This is a genomic window from Limnochorda pilosa (assembly GCF_001544015.1).
GTDB lineage: Bacteria > Bacillota > Limnochordia > Limnochordales > Limnochordaceae > Limnochorda > Limnochorda pilosa.
This window is the reverse complement of sequence record NZ_AP014924.1, coordinates 160,631-181,196: the sequence shown is the minus strand read 5'-3', so window position 1 is coordinate 181,196 and position 20,566 is coordinate 160,631. Positions and strand designations below refer to the sequence as shown.

20 protein-coding genes are annotated in these 20,566 nt (G+C 71.7%); 9 read left to right on the top strand and 11 right to left on the bottom strand.

Features of this window, described 5'->3' with window-relative positions; all coding sequences use genetic code 11:
• Positions 1-77: 77 nt before the first annotated feature.
• The 4 genes from LIP_RS00815 (at position 78) to LIP_RS00800 (ending at position 5,028) form a co-directional block, all read left to right on the top strand.
• On the top strand, positions 78-1,799 hold the full coding sequence (locus tag LIP_RS00815) for a long-chain-fatty-acid--CoA ligase (RefSeq protein ID WP_198409625.1): 1,722 nt from the start codon (positions 78-80) through the stop codon (positions 1,797-1,799).
• Between the two features lie 89 nt (positions 1,800-1,888).
• Positions 1,889-3,526, top strand: coding sequence for a sensor histidine kinase (locus LIP_RS00810; protein ID WP_068133044.1), 1,638 nt, complete (start codon positions 1,889-1,891; stop codon positions 3,524-3,526).
• Positions 3,504-4,262, top strand: coding sequence for a response regulator transcription factor (locus LIP_RS00805; protein WP_068133041.1), 759 nt, complete (start codon positions 3,504-3,506; stop codon positions 4,260-4,262). Before LIP_RS00810 ends, LIP_RS00805 begins: the two co-directional genes overlap by 23 nt.
• Positions 4,263-4,467: 205 nt before the next feature.
• Positions 4,468-5,028: a hypothetical protein gene (locus tag LIP_RS00800; protein WP_068133038.1), complete on the top strand. Its 561-nt coding sequence runs from the start codon at positions 4,468-4,470 to the stop codon at positions 5,026-5,028.
• A gap of 67 nt (positions 5,029-5,095) precedes the next feature.
• Here LIP_RS00800 and LIP_RS00795 read toward each other — a convergent pair whose 3' ends face one another.
• The 6 genes from LIP_RS00795 to LIP_RS18745 form a co-directional block, all read right to left on the bottom strand.
• On the bottom strand, positions 5,096-6,379 hold the full coding sequence (locus tag LIP_RS00795) for an ABC transporter permease (RefSeq protein WP_068133035.1): 1,284 nt from the start codon (positions 6,377-6,379) through the stop codon (positions 5,096-5,098).
• A complete protein-coding gene (locus tag LIP_RS00790) occupies positions 6,376-7,284 on the bottom strand; it encodes an ABC transporter ATP-binding protein (protein ID WP_068133031.1) in 909 nt (302 codons plus the stop codon). The genes LIP_RS00795 and LIP_RS00790 overlap by 4 nt, the downstream gene beginning before the upstream one ends.
• 141 nt (positions 7,285-7,425) lie before the next feature.
• The gene (locus LIP_RS00785) at positions 7,426-8,940 is read right to left on the bottom strand and encodes a site-specific DNA-methyltransferase (RefSeq protein ID WP_068133024.1); all 1,515 of its coding nucleotides are present in this window, start codon (positions 8,938-8,940) and stop codon (positions 7,426-7,428) included.
• Positions 8,927-10,177: a zinc-dependent alcohol dehydrogenase gene (locus LIP_RS00780; protein ID WP_198409624.1), complete on the bottom strand. Its 1,251-nt coding sequence runs from the start codon at positions 10,175-10,177 to the stop codon at positions 8,927-8,929. Before LIP_RS00780 ends, LIP_RS00785 begins: the two co-directional genes overlap by 14 nt.
• A gap of 19 nt (positions 10,178-10,196) precedes the next feature.
• A complete protein-coding gene (locus tag LIP_RS00775; RefSeq protein ID WP_068141273.1) occupies positions 10,197-11,312 on the bottom strand; it encodes a class II aldolase/adducin family protein in 1,116 nt (371 codons plus the stop codon).
• 249 nt (positions 11,313-11,561) lie between these two features.
• Complete coding sequence (locus tag LIP_RS18745) at positions 11,562-12,074, bottom strand: TlpA family protein disulfide reductase (protein ID WP_068133019.1); 513 nt, start codon at positions 12,072-12,074, stop codon at positions 11,562-11,564.
• Positions 12,075-12,324: 250 nt separating this feature from the next.
• Here LIP_RS18745 and LIP_RS00765 point away from each other — a divergent pair, with 250 nt between their 5' ends.
• Together LIP_RS00765 and LIP_RS00760 are read left to right on the top strand one after the other, a co-directional pair.
• Positions 12,325-13,365 (top strand): hypothetical protein, encoded by a 1,041-nt coding sequence (locus LIP_RS00765; RefSeq protein ID WP_144440253.1) that lies wholly within the window; start codon positions 12,325-12,327, stop codon positions 13,363-13,365.
• Positions 13,366-13,422: 57 nt separating this feature from the next.
• A complete protein-coding gene (locus LIP_RS00760; RefSeq protein ID WP_068133012.1) occupies positions 13,423-14,391 on the top strand; it encodes an L-lactate dehydrogenase in 969 nt (322 codons plus the stop codon).
• On the opposite strand, the gene LIP_RS00755 is transcribed toward LIP_RS00760, so the two are convergent.
• A complete protein-coding gene (locus tag LIP_RS00755) occupies positions 14,388-14,756 on the bottom strand; it encodes a hypothetical protein (protein WP_068133009.1) in 369 nt (122 codons plus the stop codon). The two genes, LIP_RS00760 and LIP_RS00755, sit on opposite strands and share 4 nt — an antisense overlap.
• Positions 14,757-14,896: 140 nt before the next feature.
• On the opposite strand from LIP_RS00755, the gene LIP_RS19225 reads away from it, so the two are divergent.
• Entirely contained in the window at positions 14,897-15,826 is a 930-nt protein-coding gene (locus tag LIP_RS19225) for a 5-formyltetrahydrofolate cyclo-ligase (RefSeq protein WP_082725670.1), read from the top strand.
• Positions 15,827-15,903: 77 nt separating this feature from the next.
• Positions 15,904-16,320, top strand: a complete 417-nt coding sequence (locus tag LIP_RS00745) for a hypothetical protein (RefSeq protein ID WP_144440252.1) — start codon at positions 15,904-15,906, stop codon at positions 16,318-16,320.
• Between the two features lie 52 nt (positions 16,321-16,372).
• Here LIP_RS00745 and LIP_RS00740 read toward each other — a convergent pair whose 3' ends face one another.
• The 3 genes from LIP_RS00740 to LIP_RS00730 are packed head-to-tail and all read right to left on the bottom strand — an operon-like array spanning position 16,373 to position 18,539.
• Positions 16,373-17,128 carry an ABC transporter permease gene (locus tag LIP_RS00740; protein WP_068133001.1) on the bottom strand — a complete coding sequence of 252 codons (756 nt, stop codon included), beginning with the start codon at positions 17,126-17,128 and terminating at the stop codon, positions 16,373-16,375.
• On the bottom strand, positions 17,128-18,075 hold the full coding sequence (locus tag LIP_RS00735; RefSeq protein ID WP_198409622.1) for an ABC transporter ATP-binding protein: 948 nt from the start codon (positions 18,073-18,075) through the stop codon (positions 17,128-17,130). Before LIP_RS00735 ends, LIP_RS00740 begins: the two co-directional genes overlap by 1 nt.
• Positions 18,072-18,539: a PadR family transcriptional regulator gene (locus tag LIP_RS00730; RefSeq protein ID WP_068132998.1), complete on the bottom strand. Its 468-nt coding sequence runs from the start codon at positions 18,537-18,539 to the stop codon at positions 18,072-18,074. Before LIP_RS00730 ends, LIP_RS00735 begins: the two co-directional genes overlap by 4 nt.
• 132 nt (positions 18,540-18,671) lie before the next feature.
• Here LIP_RS00730 and LIP_RS00725 point away from each other — a divergent pair, with 132 nt between their 5' ends.
• Positions 18,672-20,066 (top strand): class II fumarate hydratase, encoded by a 1,395-nt coding sequence (locus LIP_RS00725; RefSeq protein ID WP_082725669.1) that lies wholly within the window; start codon positions 18,672-18,674, stop codon positions 20,064-20,066.
• A 127-nt stretch (positions 20,067-20,193) separates the two neighbouring features.
• Here the strand turns inward: LIP_RS00725 and LIP_RS00720 are convergent, their stop codons facing one another.
• On the bottom strand, positions 20,194-20,565 hold the full coding sequence (locus tag LIP_RS00720) for a hypothetical protein (protein WP_068132996.1): 372 nt from the start codon (positions 20,563-20,565) through the stop codon (positions 20,194-20,196).
• Position 20,566: the final 1 nt, after the last annotated feature.

Genomic DNA, 20,566 nt, shown 5'->3' with positions numbered 1-20,566 from the left:
TCGCTGCCACGGTTCCGTCCACGGGGGGAGGGAGCGCCCGGGTCCTCCGGGCGACGCAGATGCACGAGGAGAAGGTCTTGAACGCCCCGGCCCCGGGCCAGCGGCCATGGGCCCGCTTCTATCCGGAAGGCACCGGCGCGGATCTCCAGGTGCCGCCGGAGACGATCCCCGAACGGTTCGACCGGCAGGTCGCGCTCTTGGGCTCCGAGGCGGCCCGCCGCCCGCTGGTGGAGTTCTTCGGCGCCCGCTTCTCCTTCGCCCGGATCCAGGAGGAGAGCCGCCTCCTCGCGGCCGCGCTCCACCGCCTGGGCGTGGCCCGCGGTGACCGGGTGGCCGTCATGCTGCCCAACAGCCCCCAGTACGTGGTGGCCTACCTGGGCGTCCTGCGGCTGGGCGCGGTGGTGGTGCAGGTGAACCCTCTGTACACGCCGCGCGAGCTCGCCTTCCTGCTGGAGGATTCAGGGGCCCGGGCGCTGGTGGTGCTGGACCAGATGCTCCCCACGCTGGAGCGTGCCCGGCGGGAGCAGGAGCTCCGCCACCTGGAGACGGTGGTGTACACCCGTATTCGGGAGTACCTGCCCCCGCTCCTGGCCCTGCTCCAACCCTTGCAGGCCCGGCGGCAGCGCCAATGGGTGCCCGCCCCGCGAGGGGCCGGCCATCACAACCTCTCGCACCTGATCCGGCAGGCCCGGCGTCAGGGCTGGCAGGCCCCCCAGGGACCCGTCGACCCGCAGGAGACGGTGGCCTGCCTCCAGTACACGGGCGGCACCACCGGCACCCCGAAGGGCGCCATGCTCACCCACGCCAACCTGGTGGTCAACGTGGAGCAGCTCGCGGGCGTGGCCGGGGCCGAGCTCTTCCGGGGCTACCACCGAGTGCTGGCCGTCCTCCCCTTCTTCCACTCGTACGGGCTCACCACGTGCCTCAACTTCGCCCTCTTCCACGGGCACACCCTCATCGCGCTCCCGCGGTTCCGCCTCGAGGAGGTCCTGCGCACTATCCACCGCGGCCGGCCCACCCACTTCCCGGGGGTACCCACCATGTACATCGCGATCCTGAACGCCCCCGAGAGCGCCCGCTACGACCTGAGCTCCCTCCAGATGATGAACTCGGGGGCCGCCCCCCTGCCGGTGGAGGTGATGCGGCGGTTCGAGCAGCGCTCGGGCGGTCGCATCGTGGAGGGATACGGCCTCTCGGAGGCGTCGCCCTTCGTCTCGGGGAACCCCGTGCACCGGAGCAAGCCGGGAACGGTGGGGATCCCCGCCCCCGGGACCCTCTGCCGCATCGTGGACCTGGAGACGGGCGAGCGGGAGCTTCCCCCCGGCGAGACGGGAGAGCTGGTGGTGAAGGGGCCTCAGGTGATGAAGGGCTACTGGAACCGGCCCGAGGAGACGGCGGCCACCATCCGGGACGGATGGCTCTACACCGGCGACGTGGCCCGCATGGACGAGGACGGCTACATCGCCATCGTGGAGCGGAAGAAGGACCTGATCCTCACCGGCGGCTTCAACGTCTACCCCCGGGAGGTGGAGGAGGTCCTCTACCAGCATCCAAAGGTCAGGGAGGCGGCCGTCACAGGCGTGCCCGACCCCTACGCGGGGGAGCGGGTGAAGGCCTTCGTGGTGGTGAAGGAGGGTGAGAACCTCTCCGAGGACGAGCTGATCGCTTTCTGCCGGGAGCGCCTGGCGGGCTACAAGGTGCCCCGGATCGTGGAGTTCCGGGACGAGCTGCCCAAGTCCATGGTGGGTAAGGTGCTGCGGCGCGAGCTGCGGGCGGACTCAGGCGGGCCCAGATCCTGAGAGACCGGCGGGCGGGCGGTACGGGATTGGAACCGACCTTCTATGGCCTCGACCTCTCGAGATGGGCCATGATGGTTTGGTGATGGCCGGTGCGCTTCGCTCGCAGCCTGCGCTTCAAGTTCGTCGCCGCCTTCGTCTTCTTCGTGGTCTCCCTCTCCGCCTCGCTGGGGTGGCTGGCGTCGCGCCAGATCGCGGACGCCCTCTACGAGCAGCTGCTGCGCCGGGGCGAGCTGCTTCTGAGTGACCTCCGCAAGGAAGCCGCCTCCGCCCAGGAGATCGAGGAGCCGTTACGGCGCGACCTCTACCTCACCCTCCTCACCTACCGGGCCGTGGTGGGCGAGGTGATCTATGCCCAGGTCGTCCAGGACGGACAGGTCCTCTCGCAGAGCAGCGCCGCCTCGGACGGCAAGGTGCCGTCGCTGCCTGGGGCCTTCGCGGCGGTGCTGGCCGGCGGTCCGGGGGTAACCTCGCCTCGGGTGGTGGTCACCTCCCGCGGCTCGGATGGCTCCCCGTACCTGGACATGCTGCAGGTGATCCCCTCTTCCCCCGCTGCGGCCCCCGCGGCCCCGGCCGACGGGCAGGAGGCCGCGCCGGCGCCTTCGTACGTCCGCCTGGGCCTTTCCCTCTCCCAGATCAACGGAGAGATCCGGCACACCCAGCTCCGCATCGGTCTCCTGGCCCTGGCCTTCGTGGCGGCGGGGCTGGCCGTGGCCTTCACCCTCTTCCAGGCCATCCTGGGCCCGGTGGGGCGGATGATGGGCTTCGTCAAGCGCGTGGGCGAGGGCGACCTGGGGGCGAGGGTCGAGGTGACCAGCGGCGACGAGCTGGAGGCCCTGGCCCACGAGTTCAACCAGATGGCCGATTCCCTCGCGCACCGGGACCACGCGCTGCGCCAGGTGAACGAGCGCCTGGAGGAGGCCAACCGGCAGCTCCAGCAGGTGAACCGGGAGCTCGAGCAGGCGAACCAGGCCAAGTCGCGTTTCCTCTCCACCATGGGGCACGAACTGAAGACCCCCCTCCACTCGGTACGAGGCTATGCCCAGCTTCTGCTGCGGGAGAGCGACGGCCGCCTCACCCGAAGCCAGCGGGAGGACACCGAGGCCATCCTCCAGGCAGGCGACCACCTGCTGGAGCTGATCGACAACATCCTCTTCTTCAACCGGACGGGCGAGGACCGGGAGCCGCTCCACCTGGAGCCGGTGGAGCTGGTGGAGCTGGTGGGCCGGGCCTGGGACCACGTCCGCTTCCTGGCCGAGCGTCGAAGCGTCCGCCTGCGGCTCCTGGCGCCCAGGCGGGTGCGGGTGATGGCCGACCGGACCAAGCTCCGTCAGGTCATGATCAACCTGCTCCACAACGCGGTCAAGTTCACCCGCCACGGCGTGGTGCAGGTGCGCCTCGAACCCGGAGCAAGCGTCACCGTCGTGGAGGTGAGCGACACCGGCAAGGGTCTCGAGCCCGGCAACGAGGAGAAGGTCTTCGATCCCTTCGTCCAGCTGGGCGGGCAGGAGGAGCCCGGCCAGGAGGGCATCGGGCTCGGTCTGGCCGTGGTTCGCCGCTTCGTCCAGCTCCACGGCGGCCGCGTCTGGGCCGAGTCCGGCAACCGCATCGCCGAGCGCGACGGCCGGCAGGGGGCCACGTTCGTGGTGGAGCTGCCCACGTCGGGGCCCCAGCTTTCGGACGACCTTCCCGAGGAGGCTGAGCTGCATGCGCATTCTGGTCGTGGATGACGATCCCCAGTCCCTGTTGCTGCTGGAGAAGTTCCTGCGGGGTCGCGGGCACCAGGTGGCCTCGGCCCGGGACGGCTCCCAGGCCCTCACCCAGTTCGTGGCCCACGACCCCCAGCTGGTGCTCCTGGACGTGATGATGCCCGAGCGCTCCGGCTGGGACGTGCTGGCCGAGATCCGGGAGACCTCCCAGGTCCCGGTCATCATGGTCACCGTGCGGGACGCCACCGAGGACAAGGTGCGCGGCCTCAAGGAAGGGGCCGACGACTACGTCACCAAGCCCTTCGACCTGAGCGAGATCGAGGCGCGCATCGAGGCCGTCCAACGTCGCTACCGGGCGGGCGAGCCCATGGAGAGCCACATGACCCTGGGCCCGCTGGAGATCGACGACCGGGCCAAGCGGGTGCTCCTGGACGGGCGGGAGATCCGCCTCTCGCCCAAGGAGTACCAGGTGCTGAGCGTTCTGGCCCGGCGCCCCGGCCGGGTCCTCTCCGCGGCAGAGATCGCCCGGCAGGCCTGGAGCCGCCCGGACGCGACCCCCGAGGACGTCTCCAAGTACGTCTACCTCCTCCGTCACAAGCTGCAGCGCCCCGAGTCCCTGCCCGAGGTGATCCGTACCGTGCGCGGGTTCGGCTACCAGCTCGACGCTGGCGTGGGCGATGGGGCGGACGAGACGGCAGAGCCGGACGCCGCCGTGGACTCGGGCGGTGAGCCGGCGGCACGCACCGCCCGCCCGTGACCCCCCGAAGCGGCGGGGCCGGTCACGATCTTCTCGCGCACCAGACGGTACGGAACTTACACCTGGGCCCGGTTGGCCGTCCATGGTCTCCGGGGGCCATTCATGGGAGACTGACAGTGCGACGTCACGCCGGCCGGCACGTCGTACCGCCCTCAGGGCGGAATCCCGCGGGTCCGAGAACCCGCGCGTTGCGGAGGGTGAGACGATGCTGGATCGTAGGACGCGTGTCTCCCGCTGGGGGTGGGTCGCCGGCTTGACCCTGGCTCTCGCGGCAGCGTTCCTGGCGCCCATGCTCACGTTGGTCGACGCCCAGGACGAGACGACCACTGAGGAACCCGCAGCCGGCCCGGCCAGCGCCGCGGCAGCCCTGGTAGACGCCGCTCTGGCCGCCACCGACGTCCAGGCGGTGATCAACCTGCTGGAGGGTCCCAACGGGGCCAACTACGACAGCTCGGTGATGGCCGAGGGCGACGACGGCGTCGGGATCATCCCGAACCTGGAGGCGGCCACCGGCCGGAGCGCCAGCGAGTTCGCCGGCGGCGTCTCGGCCGACGGTGAGGACCCGCTGGTGCGGGCCCTGGCCAAGGCGGTGGCCGTGGATGAGGCCCTGACCGCCGCCGTGGCCGGCGGCGACGCAGACCCGGCCACTGTTCTGGCGGAGCAGGCGACGGCCCTTCAGGAGATCCAGTTGCTTCTGGCGGGCGGCTCCACCGGCGACATGGGTGACACGGGCGACACGGGCGAGCCGGGCGACAGCGGATTCTAGGCCGCTGGGATCCCCAGCCGCAAGGCGAAGGCCGTACAGGTTCGCGGGGGCGACGCCCGGAGGGACCTCACGCCGGGCGCTCGCCCCCGCGGCCCGTGAAGAGCTCCTTCAGCGTGACGCGGCGGTATCGGAGGATGTTGCGGCGGTAGGCCCGGGCCGCGAAGGCCAGGACCAGGAGGATCGTCGCTAGGGTGAGCCCCAGGCCCGTCAGGATCTCCCAGACCGGCACCGGCGTCAGGACGATCCGGGTGAAGAGGGCCATGGGGGTGAAGAAGGGGATGAGCGAACCAACGACGGCCACCCGGCTCTCAGGGGCACCCCAGGCGGTGATGGCCACGAAGAAGCCGATGATCACCAGGAAGACGGGGATCATCAGCGCCTGGTTCGCCTCCTCCATGCGGGAGACGGTGCTGGCGAAAGCCGCGTAGAGGAGGGCATAGAGGGTGTACCCCACCAGGAAGAAGAGGGTGAAGTAAAGCAGGGTGGAGACAGGGATGGCCCGCACCGAGACTTCCACGGCCCCGAAGCCAAGCCGCGCCGCGAGCCCCGAGGCTGCCTGGGGAAGGGAGAAGAGGAGCCCCACCAGCATCCAGACCACGAACTGCAGGAGCCCGGCCCCGCCGATGCCAAGCACCTTGCCCACCAGGATCTGGGTGGGCGAGGTCGCGCCGGCCAGGAGCTCCACCACCCGACTGCCCTTCTCCTGGATGACGCCCGTGCTGATCGAGCTCCCGTAGAGGATGATGGCCATGTAGAGGCCGAAGAGGAGAACGTAGCTCAGCCCCTGGGCCAGGGCGGTCTGGAGCGGGTCCCGGCCGCCCACGTCGAGGACACGTCCTTCCACCTGAACGGGCCGCTGGAGGTCGGCCAACCTCTGGGGATCGACCCCCAGCCGCCCGGCCCGGGCAGCAGTCACCAGGGGGGTGACCATCTGCTGGACGGTCGCGAAGAGCCGGCTCGCCGCCCCGATCTGGGTGAACCGGACCCGCAGCGGCTCCGGCCCCGGCTGGGGGGCGATCTCCAGCCAACCGCCCGCCTCGTCCGATCGCAGCCGCTCGTCGGCCGCCGCCCGGCCGGCCTCGTCCAGGGAGGGGCCGAGCCACTCCAGGCGCACGGGCCGGGCACCCTGGAGGTTCCGGGCCGACCGCTCCAGCTCCTGGAAGAGCGCCTGGGGCGCCGCCACCAGCACCCGTTCGGGCTGCGTTTCTCGGGTGGAGAAGAACTCCAGGAGTGCCGGTGCGAAGGCCAGCCCCCCGATGATGAGGGCTCCGACCACGGTGATGATGATGAAGGTCCGTCCACCGGCCAGCTGGCGAAACTCGCGCCGGGCGATGACCTGCCAGGGCTTCACGGGGCGACGGCCTCCTTTCCCACCTGCTCGAGATAGACTTGCTCCAGGCTGGGAGGTGCCACCTCGAAGCGCCGCACCGGCCCTACCGCCAGGGCTTCCTGCAGCACGACCTGGGGATCCAGCCGGGCGTCCACCTCCGCCTCCAGGCCTCCGCCGGCCAGGCTTGCGCCCTGAAGCTGCGGCAGCCGTTGCAGGAGCGCGTCCAGGTCCCCGGGATCCTGCATGGTCAGGCGCAGGTAGCGCCTTCCCGAAGAGCCCCGCACCTCCTCCAGCGACCCGTTCAGCCTCACCCGGCCCCGGTCGATGAGGGCCAGGTGGGTGCAGAGCTCCTCCACGTGGTCCATCCGGTGGCTGGAGAAGAGGATGGTGGTTCCCTGGGCGTTGAGCTCGCGCACCGCCTCCTTCAGCGCCTGGACGTTCACCGGGTCCAACCCGCCGAAGGGCTCGTCCAGGATCAGCAGCCGGGGGCGGTGTAGGATGGCCGCCAGAAACTGGACCTTCTGGCTGTTGCCCTTGGAGAGGTCCTCCACCTTCTTGCCGGCCTGATCTCCCATGAACCGGTCGAGCCACCCGTCCATCTCGTGCTCGAGCTGGGGGCCGCTCACGCCCCGCAACGCGGCGAAGAAGCGGAGCTCGTCGCGGACGCTCATGCGGGGGTAGAGGCCCCGCTCCTCGGGCAGGTACCCGAATTCCCTGGCGGCCACCGCCCGCACCGGGCGCCCCTGCCAGGAGATCTGGCCCGCATCGGGCTCCAGGATGTTGAGGATCATGCGCATGCTGGTCGTCTTGCCTGCACCGTTGGGGCCAATCAGGCCGAAGATGGACCCCTCCTCCACGGTCAGGTCGACGTCTTCCACGGCCCGGACGGGTCCGAACCGCTTGGCCACACCACGCAACTCCAGCACAGGCGAAACCTCCTCCGCGGCCAGGAGCGAACGGCCGCCTGGCGGGCCCCAGGCGAGAGCCTCCGGCGCGATGGCACCCGACACGGGACCGCTGACAGGTTCGCCTCACGGCCGCGATCCCCTTCGCGTGTAACCAAACCGTTACCCGGCCGCAACCGGGTGGAGCGGCTCCCAGCTCCCGGCCCGCCCTCCGTCCCGGCCGGGGGGCGCTCCATGGAAACGGAAGACCCGCCCGTCCCGATCCGCGACCTGCACGACCAGCCGCTCGCCCGCTCCGGACGCGGCGCTGCGGATCTCCAGTGCCAAGGGCGGATCGGAGGGCCGGTATGGGCGGAAGCTCACCCACCGGTGGCGGAAGGCCGACCCGGCACCCACGTCCAGGGACCAGCCATCGATCTCGGGTGCCCACCCCTGCTCTCCGGCACCGGCGCCGGTCCCACCGCCCGAAACGTCTCCCGGCGGCACCAGCCGTACCCGCACGGCGGGCCCGTCCCAGGCCGCCTCCACCCCTACCGGCGGCAGGCCCTCGTGGACCGTGCAGCGCACGGGAGCCTCCTCCCAGTGGATCTCGAAGGGGCGACGGGCTGCCGGAGCCAGGCGGCGCCGGCAGGTCTGCACGGCCAGGGGCGCCAGGTCGCAGCCGATCCACCGGCGGCCCAGGCGCTCGGCCACGGCCAGGGTGGTGCCTGCGCCGCAGAAGAGGTCCGCCACCCAGTCGCCCGGGCGGGAGGACGCAAGGAGAATCCGTTCCAGCAGGGCCTCGGGCTTCTGCCCCGGGTAGCCCAGGTGCTCGCGGGCCGCCGTCCGGGTGCCGAAGCCGGGCAGGTCCGTCCAGAGCCCGTCAACCGTGGCCGTCGCCTCGTCCAGGTAGTACTTCTTGTACCGTCTTCCCGAAGGCGAGACGTAGATCCGCCCCTCGGCCTCCAGGCGCCGGATGGAGGTTTCAGTGTAGTTCCCCAGCTGCACCGCCCGGAACCGCCGGCCGTCCGGCTCCCGCAGCCGGTAGGCGGCGGCCTGCCGGGGGCTCAGGGGCCGGCTCGGTTGCTCGAAGTGATACCCTCGGGGACGGCGGGTGTAGAAAAGGATGGATTCGGTGTTGCGCGGCCACTGGAGCGACCGGCGCTTGCCGCCCTTGCCCGCCGCGTCCCGGCGCCAGACGATCTCGTTCCGGAAGCCGCCGGGGCCGAAGAGCTCGTCGAGCACCACCCGGACGTAAGGCGCCAGCTGGGGTCCCATGTGCACGTAGAGGCTGCCGCGCTCGCTCAGCAGCTCCCGGATCAAGACCAGCCGGGGATAGAGCATCTGAAGGTAGCCGGCCCATCCCTCGGGCCAGCGGTCGTCGTAGGCGAGCGGGTCGGAAGGGTGGGAGCCCCATCCCATGCGCAGGGTGCGCTGGAGGCCGAAGGGCGGGTCGATGTAGACCAGGTCGATGCGGCCTCGCCATCGCTCCAGGAGGGCGGCGGCCACGTGCACGTTGTCGCCCCAGAAGAGCAGGTTGGGCTCCCCGTCTCCAGCGTCGAACCGCTCGGCCACGCGGAACCGGACCTGGGTCGCCTCCGCCTCGGCCAGCACCTCCCGGGGCGTCGCCTTGCCCGGCCAGACCAGCCGGGCCTCGGGCTGGTCCGTGGGCTCGCCCGGCCCCTTAGCGGCCGGCACCCTGGGACCCCCCCGCCGCTGGTCCCGTGAAGACCACCTTCACCGCCTCGCGGCGCCGTGGGCCAAGGCTGAGCTCCAGCGCCTCCCGGAACCGGCCCAGGGGGAAGCGGTGGGTGACCATGGCCTCCACGGGCAGCTCCGGGTGGCTCCGCAGGAGCTCCATGGCCAGCTCGAAGGTGTGGAGGCGACGATCCCGGAAACGCTCCACCTCATAGCCGACGCTCCCCACCAGCCTCAGGCCCCGGGCCCAGACGAAGGTCCAGTCGAGCCGAGGAACCTCGCCGGCGGCACCCACCAGCACCACCCGGCCGCCCTCCCGGGTGACCCGCAGCGCGTCGTCCAGGCTCGACGGCGATCCTACGCAATCGAAGGTGAGGTCAAAGCCGCCGCTCACCACCCGCCGGCCCAGCAAAGGCCGCAACACCCGGGCGCCCGCCACCTCCCGGGCCGCCTGGAAGGCCGGATCCTCGCCGCGCCGGGCGGTCCGGTAGACCGCGTCGGCCCCCAGCCGGCGGGCGAGATCCTCCTGGACAGGGTACTTGGCCAAGACGGTGACGTGGACGGGCAACTCCAGCAGACGCAAGGAGGCTACGGTCGCAAGCCCGATCGGGCCGGCCCCCAGCACCAGCACCCGCTCCCCCGGAGCGGGCGCCTCCCTCAGGGCCGCGTGGAGCGCGATGCTGAGGGGCTCCACCAGGACCAGCCGCTCGTCCGACAGGTCCTCGGGCGCGTGGAAGAGCTGGCTCCCGTGGGCCAGCAGCTCCTCCCCCCAGCCGCCGGGCAGGTCGCGGCAGAAGCCCAGGAGCATGCCGGGGGAGAAGGCGCCACGGTCGAAGTTCTCGCACATGCACGTCTCGCCCCGGCGGCAGGCAGGGCAGGGATCCAGCCCCCGCACCTGGCACGGCAGGAATGGGTTGACCACCACCCGCTCGTCCTCGTCCACGCCGGCGTCGGGTCCGGCCTCCGCCACCCGGCCCACCACCTCGTGGCCGAGCACCGCCGGAAAGGAGACGTAGGGCGAAAGCGCGGGGCTGTTCTTCCCCGCCAGGGTGCCCAGGTCGCTGCCGCAGATGCCGGCCAGGATCGGCACCACCCGCGCCCAGGCGGCATCGGGCAGCGGCTTCCGGGGGCTCGTCACCACACCCAGGCTGGATAGGGGCCCGTAGTAGAGGGAAGGCGCGTGCCGGCCGAACGCCCGGGCCGCGAGAAAGCGGGGGATGGAAAGACGGTACCCCACCCCCCGGACCTCTGCCACCTCAGGACATGGGGACCTGGCTCACCAGCCGGTCCCCCACCCGCTCCAGGATCTCGTCCAGGCTCTGGCCGGTGATGGTCAGGCCGTGGTTTTTCAGCCCCACCACGGTCTTGCCGGGGTCGGGGGCCTGGCGGACCTTCTCGGCCACCGCCTGGGCCATCTCCAGGGTGCCGCAGGGGTAGTTGAAGGGCGTCGCCTCGGCGCCCTCGATCCACGCGTGCGCGTGCAGGATCGCCCCCACCTGCGGGTGCTCCCGGTAGATCATCCAGTGCTCGATGGCATCCACCGAGACCCGCCGGGGCGCCACCCCGGGCGGCACGCTCAGCTCCATGACGTTCCGGCCGGGATCGTACCCTTTCACCATCAGGATGTCGCGCCCGATCTCGCGCATGCGGGACTTGTCCACGCCGCTTGCGCTCATCCAGAACCGGGTGGCGTCCTTGCGCGCGCTGAAGTTGCTGTAGCTCAGGCCACCCAGCCCGAAGAGCTTGTTCAGGTGGCGGCGGTCACGCTCGTCCAGGACCTCGTCCAAGGGGAAGGGCGCCGGAAGGAGACCCATCTCGTCCAGCCGCTTGCCCGCCCGGCCGATCTCTTCGGTAAGCTCGTCGCCGTTCCAGAGCTCTTCCTCCAGGTCGGCGACGAACTCGTTGTTGATCACCAGGGTGGAGCACGCCAAGGGCTTGAGGCGGTAGTAGACCCGCTGGAAGAACTCCTCCTCGCGACCGGGCTCGTAGGGCTCCACATAGTGGCCCTGCTCCAGGGTGATGAAGTGAACCTCCAGAGGACGCCCTGGGCCCATGGGCCCAGGACTGCCGTTGCCGACCGGCCCCACGTAGAGCATCAGATTGCCCAGGCTTCCGATCAGAACCCGGTACGCCTCGCGGAGGGCATCACGCACCGGCGCCTCGCTCTCGGCGATGACCGCCACGAAGGTGGCCTGGGCCTGGCGACGGTAGGGCCGGGGCCGCTTCGGATCCACGAAGTGAAGGACCAGCTGCAGGTTGGGTTCCGCCGCCGCCGCCTCCTGGTAGCCGTCGCGGGCAAGGAGGCGGGCCAGGCCCTGGCTGAACCAGGTCCGAAAGGCCTCCGCCTGGCCTGAATCGGTCGGAATGGAGATCGCGAATCGCTCAGATGCCACCGAAGGGATTCCCCCTGCTGAAGGCTTCAGCCCATGGGCGGCAGGCCGCCGGGCCCGCCGCCCGTGCACGCGTCGAACACTTTCCATTCTTTCACGCCAGGGCTGCCATATCCTTCTACGGCCCAGAGGGCCCGGGGGATCAGGCCGGCACGGGGCCAGCGCGCGGGGCCGGGCGCAGCCGCCGGCAGGGGCGGATGGAAGCGGCAGAGGTCTCGCAGAACAGGGAGGTCAGCGGACGGTCGCGAGCAGAGCGTCCATCTGGGAGCGGGTCATGGGCCCCGTCACCACCTGGCGGATCACACCCCGGCTGTCGATCCAGAGGGTGGTGGGCAGGCCCCGGGCGGCAAAGCGGCCGTAGAGGTCCTGGTTCGGGTCCAGGGCGACGGGGCTGGCCACCGGGTGCTCCGCGACGTAGTCCACCACGGTCTGCTCCTTCTCCCCCACCGAGACCGAGAGCACCGTCACCTCCGGGTGCTCCCGGGCAAAGGCCGCGAGGTCGGGCATCTCTTTCTGGCACGAGGAGCACCAGGTGGCCCAGAAGTGGAGCAGCCAGGGTCGCCCCAGGAGCCCGTCGGGCGTCAAGGGCCGGCCGTCCAGGTCCACCAGGGTGAACTCCGGTACCCGGTACCCGCGCTCGGGGAGCGCATCGCGCACGCCCACGCCCGTAGCCACCGTGAGCCCGATCCAGCCTAGGATGCCCAGGAAGACCACGGTGAGCATGATCCGCTGCGGGCGCGCCACGTCGCCACCTCCTCCCCTCCGATCGTATCCGGTGGGACACGGAGAGGGGAGAGTCGCCCGTCCCAGGACGGATGGCCCCTTTTCGCGGGCCCACCCTCCGGCCGGCCCCACCCAAGCGGCCTGCACGGCGCGTGGCCCAGATCGTTCCGCGAGCAGGAAGAACCAGGGAAGGAGAGGAACCGTTTGGGTGCCCTGCGGGTGCATGTGGCCGGGCGAGTGGGCCGCCACGGCCGGGAAGGGGGCGGTTGGCGTGCTCCGCTTCCTCCTGGGGCTGCTCCTGGTGTTGGCGGGCGGCCTCATCCTCTTCACCAACCTGGGGCTGGTGGACCCGGCCGCGGCCGAGCTCGTCCTTCAGGCCCTCGTGCGGCTGTGGCCGGCGCTGCTGGTGGTGTGGGGCATCTCGCTCATCTTCCACCGCCAGCCGCGGCTCGCGCGCCTGCTCTCCCTGGCGGCGCTGCTCGCGGGTCTGGCCCTCGCCCTCTCCCTCCAGCGCGGCCCCGTTCCCGTTGCGGGAAACCTCTCCCAGCCTCTCCGGGTCGCCCTGCCCGACCAGGGCCCGCCCGTCGCGGCCCGCCTCTACCTCCGGGGCGGGGGGGGACGGGTGGAGCTGGCGGCCGGCTCGGGCGACCTGGTGCACGGCGCCCTGCGAGGGCTCGCCCGGCCCGTGCACGTGGCGAGCTACGCCCAGGGCGAGGACCTGGAGGTGGAGCTGGTTCAGCCGCTTCCCTCGCCCCTGGCGGGCCTCCTGTGGCCCGGCGCCGCGACCGCGAGCTGGCAGGTGGGGCTTCATCCCGCCCTTCCGTGGGACCTGGACCTGGACCTGGTCTCCGCCCTCCTGGAGCTCGACGCCCGTCGCCTGCCGGTGCGGGAGCTCCGCCTGAGCGGCACGTCGAGCCGGCTGCGGGTGAGCCTGCCCGCCACCGGCGCGTATCCGGAGCCGCCCGCTGCGCCCGTGCGGCTCCGGTTCCGCCTGCGCTCGAGCCGCCTCGAGCTAGGGGTTCCGGCCGGGGCGGGCCTCAGCCTGCGGGTACAGGGGGCAGGCCTCCAGCCTGGGCTCTCGGGGGAGGGCCTGGTGCGCGACGGCGACCGCTACGTCTCGCCCAACTACCCCGAGGCCTCGATCCGGTACCGCATCGACCTGGACCTCTCCCTCTCCACGTTCCACCTCCTGTGGGAGGAAGAGGAGCCCTCACCCTCCCCCCGCCCCGAACCTGGGGAAGCCCCTGCCGACGGGCTGCCCGACCTGAGCCCGGACGGCGCGGTCCTTGCCGAAGCTTCGCCCGCTGTGTAGGGATCGACCCATTTTCCGGGAACCCTTTCCTGAGAACGGCTCCTGGGGGGGTTGCCCGTGCGCGAGCGATGGGATTCGGTCAAGATCGGTGTGGTCGGCTCGGGGCTGGTGGGTTCCACCTTCGCCTACACGGCGGTGCTCCGCCGCCTGGCCCGTGAGATCGTGCTGGTGGACGTGAATGCGGAGAAGGCGGAGGGGGATGCCATGGACATCCGCCACGCCCAGGCCTTCGCCCGCCCGGTCCGGGTCCGGTCGGGCTCCTACGACGACCTGGAGGGAAGCGACCTGGTGGTGCTCGCGGCCGGGGCCGCCCAGCGGCCGGGCGAGTCGCGCCTGGACCTGCTGCGCCGGAATGTGGAGATCTTCCACCAGGTGGTGCCCGCAGCGGCCCGGGCGGCGCCGGAGGCGATCCTGCTGGTGGCGACCAACCCGGTGGACGTCCTCACCCTCGCGGCCCGGCGGTTCTCGGGCTTCGACGCCCGCCGGGTCTTCGGGTCGGGCACCTTGCTCGACACGGCCCGCTTCCGGGTCCGCCTGGGGGAGGTGCTGCAGGTGGACCCCCGCAGCATCCACGCGTACATCATCGGCGAGCACGGCGACTCGGAGCTGGCGGTCTGGAGCCGCGCCACCGTGGCGGGGATCCCCGTGGCCGAGGCGGCCCGGACGGGGCCCCCCGAGGCCCGCCGCCTGGCGGACCCGGCCTTCCGCGAGGCGCTGGTGGAGGAGGTGCGCCGGGCCGCCTACGAGATCATCCGCCGCAAAGGCGCGACGTACTACGCGATCGCCGCGGCCTTGGCCCGCGTCGTGGAGGCGGTGGTCCACAACGAGGCGTCGGTCCTGGCCCTGTCGGTCCAGGCCGAGGGCTATCGGGGCGCCGAGGGTCTCTGCATCGGGGTGCCGGCGGTGGTGGACCGGTCCGGCGTGGAGCGGGTGATCGTGCTCCCCCTGGACCCCGCCGAGCAAGCCGGCTTCCAGCGCTCGGCGGAGGTGCTTCGCCAGGCAGCGGGAGAGGCCGGCCTCCTCTAGACCCGGGCGAGACTCTTTCGGTCCGCGTGCCCCTCGCGGGCGCCCGGGGCGGGGATGATCGAGAGGATGTACCCGCCCTGGATCAGGTCGACCCGGCCGCTGGCCTCGGTCCACTGGCCGCTCATGGGCCCGGCCAGGGGTATGGCGACCGCGCCGTGGTCGCGCCCGCCGGGCGTGCGACCCACCACCCGCAGGGTCCGGGTGGTGGGGACCCGGTCGTCCACGTAGACCTGTTCCACCTCCAGGCGGGCCTGGGCCAGCTCGTCCTGTCCCTGGCGCAGGTTGACGACGCACAGGGTGTCCTTCAACCGCCGCTCCAGCTCGCCGGCCAGCTTGTGCACATCCTCCACCGGCTGCACGCGCATGGGTCTCCCTCCACGTCCGTGGGTTCTGGGCGTAGCCTGCCTCGGCCCTGCATCTCCCCTCCCCTTGCCCCGCCCGGGTCTCGGTGCCAGAATACGGTAGAGGCGGCTTCGGAAAGGGATGACGGCTTCTGGGACTGCCGTTGAAGCGTGTCTACGATCCCCCGTCGCCGGCGGACGGCCAGCGGGTCCTGGTGGACCGGGTGTGGCCCCGGGGCTTGAGCCGGGAGCGGGTCGACGCCCTCTGGCTCCAAGACTTGGCGCCCTCAGCGGACCTGCGGCGCTGGTTCGGTCACGATCCGGCCCGGTTTCCTGAGTTCGAGGCCCGTTACCGCGAGGAGCTCCTGCTGGGGGACGGCCTCTCGCTGCTCCGCCTGGCACGCATGGCGGCTACAGGCGACGTGACCCTCGTTTACGGCGCCCGCGACACCCGCCACAACCAGGCCCAGGTGCTGGCCCGGGTGGTGGAGGAGTTCCTGGCGCCCCCGCCCAAGGCCGAGCTCCGGCACCGGTTTCAGGCGTGGCGCGACGGGCTCGCGGGCGACGAGGTGCGGCGCCGCAGCCAGGCGGTGCGCGCGGCGGTGGTGGCTACCGAGGCCTACCACGACGCCGGGGGCGTGCTGCTTTACCTCTCGGTGGGCCACGAGGTGGAGACCCTGACCCTGATGCGGGGGGCGCTGTCCGCGGGCAAGCGGGTCTTCGCCCCGCGGGTGGACCGCGCGAGCCGGCGCCTCCAGATCGGCGAGGTCCGGGACCCCGAGACGGACCTGGTGCCCGGCCCCTTCCAGGCCATCCCCGAACCCCGGGTCGCCCAGCCGGCCCCGGAGGTCGCCGCGCTGGTCGATCTGGTGCTCGTGCCCGGCCTCGCCTTCGACCGCTTCGGCAACCGGGTGGGGTACGGGGCCGGCTACTACGACCGCCTCCTCCCGGAGCTCGGCCCCCGGGTTCCCCGGGTTGCCCTCCTCTTCGCAGGGCAGTTGGTTCCCCGCTGCCCCCCGGGCCCTTCGGACCAGACCGTGAGCGCCCTCGCGTGCGAGGAGGGGCTGCTCCCCCTTTGGTCGCCCCTGGACTGAGCCGTTCCACACATTCCCAGGACCTCTCGGGGGAGAAGCCGGCGCGTTTGCGGGAGAGTGAAAGGGGGGTGACGCCCTTGGAAGAGCCCGGCATGGAAGGAGCGGGGTCCTGGCAGAACGACGTGGAGGCCCGGGTGCGGGAGGCCATCGCCCGGGCGCTGGAGGGCACTGCTCAGCAGATCCTGGCCAACGGGGCGGCCCACCGCCCCAAGGAGCCCCAGGCGCCTGCGGCCCCCCGTCCCGAAGCTCTCGACGGGCGGCCGGCCGGCCTTCCCGCAGAGATGGCTCTCGACCCCCCGTCGGGCAGGGAGGGACCCACCCGCGAGCAGATGCTCCAGGTCATCGGCAGGCACATGGGCGAGGGGCGGGAACACTTCGCCCGGGATGGACGGCCCTTGGAGTCGCCCGAGGCGGTGCTGCACGCGATGGAGGAGGACGGCTTCGTCATCGTCGGGCAGCGGGTGGCCCTGCCCGCGGGGTACCGGGGCGACTGAAGAGCCGCGCCCGCCCCTGGCGGCTGGCCGGTCGCTCCGGAGGCCGGCCGCGTCAGGGCGAGAGCCGCCGGAAGGATCCCAGCGCCAGCAGGACGCCCGCGCCGCCGAAGAGAAGGAGCACGGCCGAGGCCGCGAGGGTGGGGATCTCGGAGGGCTGCCCGTAGGTGAGGGCCCGCACGGCCGCCGTCAGGTAGGTGACCGGGTTGAGGCGGGCCAGCCAGGCGAGCCACCCCGGAAGCACGGCCAGCGGCACCAGCGCGTTGGAAGCAAAGAGAAGCGGCAGGTTCAGCAGGAAGATGACGCCGTGATACGCTCCCGTGGAGCGGGCCGTCATGGCGGCCGCCGCCGCCACGCCCGCGAAACCCATGCTGAAAACCAGTAGCAGCCCCAGGGAGGCGACCCAACCGGCAGGTCCACCCACGGGCCGGGCCCCCATGAACAGGCCCGTGACCAGGATGAGGCCCGCCTGGATCAACGCCTTGGTGCTGCTGGCCGCCAGGGTCCCCACCAGGATGCTCCAGCGGGCGATGGGCGCCACCCAGTACTCCTTGACGATGCCCCGGAGCCGCTCCTCCAGGAAGGAGGCCCCGCCGGCCACGGCGCCCATCACGGCCGTCAGGGCCAGGATGCCCGGCGTCATGAAGGCCAGGTACTCCGGCCGGTCGACCCCCCGGGCCATCACCCCCTGCACCCCGGCGCCGAAGAGGACCATCCAGAGCAGGGGCTGGAGCACGGTTCCGAAAAGCTCCATGCCGTTCCGCGTGAACTTCCGCACCTGTCGAGCCCAGATGGTGGCCGCTGCGGGCATCAGTCCCTCAGGCTCCTTCCCGTCAGCTTCAGGAACACTTCTTCCAGCGTGGGGCGCCGTACCGCCATCTCCTCCACGGCGAAGCCGGCGTCCGCCGCGAGCTGGGCGAGCTGGGCCAGGCGGCGGGCACCTGAATCCACCTCCACCCGCAGGCCCCGCCCGTTGGGATGCGTTCCCCGCACGAAGGGGAGCACCCGCAGGCGGGCCTCCAGCGACGCCGGCTCGCCGCTACCGGCCACGATCACTTGCTCGGAACCCAGATTCGTGATCAGCTCCCCGGGCGTTCCCTGGGTGAGGACCCGCCCCTGGTCGATGATGGCCACCTGATGGGCCAGCGCCTCCGCCTCCTCCATGGCGTGGGTGGAGAGGAGCACCGTGGTCCCCTGCCCGGGCAGGGCCCGCACCTGCTCCCAGAAGTAGGTCCGGTTCTGGGGGTCCAACCCCTGGGTGGGCTCGTCCAGGATGAGGAGCTCCGGCTGGGTTAGGAGCCCCCGGGCCAGCTCCAGACGGCGCTTCATACCGCCCGAGTAGGTTCCCGTGCGGCGGTTGAGCGCGTCTTGAAGCTGGACCGCCTCCACCGCCTCGTCCACCCGGCGGGCCAGCTCCCGCCCCCGCAGGCCGTAGAGACGGCCGTGGTCCACCAGCGTCTCCCGGCCCGTCAGCTCGGGGTCCAGCACCGTCTCCTGGAAGGTGACGGCGATGCGCCTTCGCACCGCAGCCGCCTGCCGGACCGGGTCCAGCCCCAGCACCTCGGCGCTGCCGCGGTCAGGGACGAGCAGGGTGGAAAGGATGGCGAAGAGGGTGGTCTTGCCGGCCCCGTTGGGCCCCAGCACCGCCTGGACGACGCCCCTCGGCACCTCCAGCGATACGCCCGCCAGGGCTCGCACCGCCCCGTAGCTCTTGACGAGCTCCTCCACCCGCACGGCCCAGCCTCTTTCCCGGATCACCGTCCCTGGTCGCCTCCTTCGCCCCGGCGCGCCTCTTCCCAGCGCTTGAGCTGCTCCAGGTGGACCTGGAGCAGGTGAATGGTCTCCTCCAGCATGGGCTTCAGCTGGTCCCGCAACGCCTCCAGGGCCCGGGCCCCGGCGGCGGTGAGGCGATAGCGCCGGGCCAGCCGGCCCCCACGCGGTTCGCCGGCCTCCTCGGCGATGTAGCCGGCAGCCCGCAGCCGGCGCAGGAGGGGGTAGAGACCGCCGGGCGAGGGCTTCCACCGCCCGCGGGTCTCCCGCGCGATGGCGCCCAGGATCTGGTTTCCGTACCGGGGCCCGTCCCGGAGCAAGAGGAGAACGTAGTAAGGGAGCAGGCCCCGAAGCAGGAGGCTGCCGCTGAGCTTGGAGCGGTCCAGGATTCGGTCCAGGGGCGAGGCCGTCTCCGGCGCCCTCTCGTGGATGCTATCGCCAGCGATACTCATCACTAGCGATAATACCGCCGCCTTCCGGGAAGGTCAACGGTTGGATGGAGCATGAATCGATCCGCCGGTGACGAAGTGAAACGGTAGGGGGTACTATCGGGAGCTCTTCCCGCGTGAGGAGGTTTGGGAGCATTGAGCGACGTGCGTATCGAACGGGATTCCATGGGTGAGATGGAGGTTCCTGCGCCGGCCTACTACGGGGCGTCCACCCAGCGGGCCGTGCTGAACTTCCCCGTCAGCGGCCTCCGTTTCTCGCGGTCGTTCATCAGGGCCCTGGGGCTCATCAAGCTGGCCGCTGCCGAGACCAACATGGAGCTGGGGCAGCTGGACCGGGAGCGCGGCGAGGCCATCGTCCGGGCGGCCCAGGAGGTAGCCGACGGCAAGCTCGACGCCGAGTTCGTGCTCGACATCTTCCAGACGGGCTCGGGCACCTCCACCAACATGAACGCGAACGAGGTGATCGCCAACCGGGCCAGCGAGATCCTGGGCGGCGAGCGGGGCAGCCGCAAGGTGCACCCCAACGACCACGTCAACATGGGGCAATCGTCCAACGACGTGATCCCCACCGCCATCCACCTGGCGGCCCTGGAGGCCATGGAGCGCCGCTTGCTGCCCGGCCTGGGGAAGCTCCACGCCGGCCTCGCCGAGAAGGCGCGGGCCTTCGACGACATCGTGAAGATCGGGCGCACCCACCTGCAGGACGCCACGCCCATCCGGCTGGGCCAGGAGTTCAGCGGCTACGCGAGCCAGGTCGAGCACGGCATCCGGCGGGTGCGGCAGGCCCAGGCCGAGCTGGCCGAGCTGGCCCTGGGCGGCACCGCGGTGGGCACCGGCATCAACACCCATCCCGAGTTCGCCCGGCGGACCATCGCCCGCCTGGCGGAGAGGACGGGCCTCACCCTCCAGGAGGCCGAGAACCACTTCGAGGCCCAGGCCGCCAAGGACGCGGCCGTCTCGGCCTCGGGAGCGCTCAAGGCCGTGGCCGTCAGCCTCATGAAGATCGCCAACGACATCCGCTTCCTGGGCTCCGGGCCCCGCTGCGGCATCGGGGAGCTCAAGATCCCGCCCGTGCAGCCGGGCTCCTCCATCATGCCCGGGAAGGTGAACCCCGTCATCGCCGAGTCGGTGATGATGGTGGCGGCGCAGGTGATGGGCAACGACCTGACGGTGACCATCGCCGCCGAGCGGGGGAACTTCGAGCTGAACGTGATGATGCCGGTGCTGGCCCACAACCTGCTGGAGTCCATCGAGCTCCTGGGCGCCGCGGCGGCCAACTTCCAGGAGAAGTGCATCGCCGGCCTGGAGGCCGACCGCCAGCGGTGCGAGAGCCTCGTGGAGCAGAGCCTGGCCATGGTGACGGTGCTCGCACCCCGCATCGGCTACGATCGGGCGGCGGACCTGGCGCACCGGGCGTACGAGACGGGCCAGACCATCCGCGCCCTCTGCCGGGAGGAGAAGGTGCTCCCTGAAGACGAGCTGGAGCGGCTCCTGGATGCCCGCAGCCAGACCGAGCCGGGCCGGGCGTAGAGGCGGCGCATGGCTGGCCGCACCGAAGCCCTGCCACGCGGAGGCGGGGCCGGACGGGGAGGGGGCCCGGGCCTGTCCCGGGCCCCTCCGGTCTTCAACCGAAGCGCCCGACAGGGTCTGCCCGCGGCTACCGGCCGGCCTGGAGGGCTTCCTGGCTGTAGTGTTCTTGGAGGTAAGCCACGATCTTTGCGGCGGTGGCGTCGTCCACGGGCGCCCCGTGCTGCTGGCGCATCTTGTCGACCTCCTGCGCCCACATCTCCTTGGTGAAGCCCTGGTGCTGAATGATGGGTGCGAGGGAGTGGCAGATGGTGCAGAACGCCTGCACGAGCTGGGCGTCCTCGCCCGGCTCCAGCTCCCAGGCCTCCAGGGGGAGCTCCGCATAGGGGGTGACCGCCTGGCCCCGGCTCACGGGCTCCCCTCCGGGGCCCAGGACCAGGGCCAGCACCAGCGCCCCCAGGGCCACGGCCGCCGGGAGCGACGAGCGGCGCGGGATGCGCACC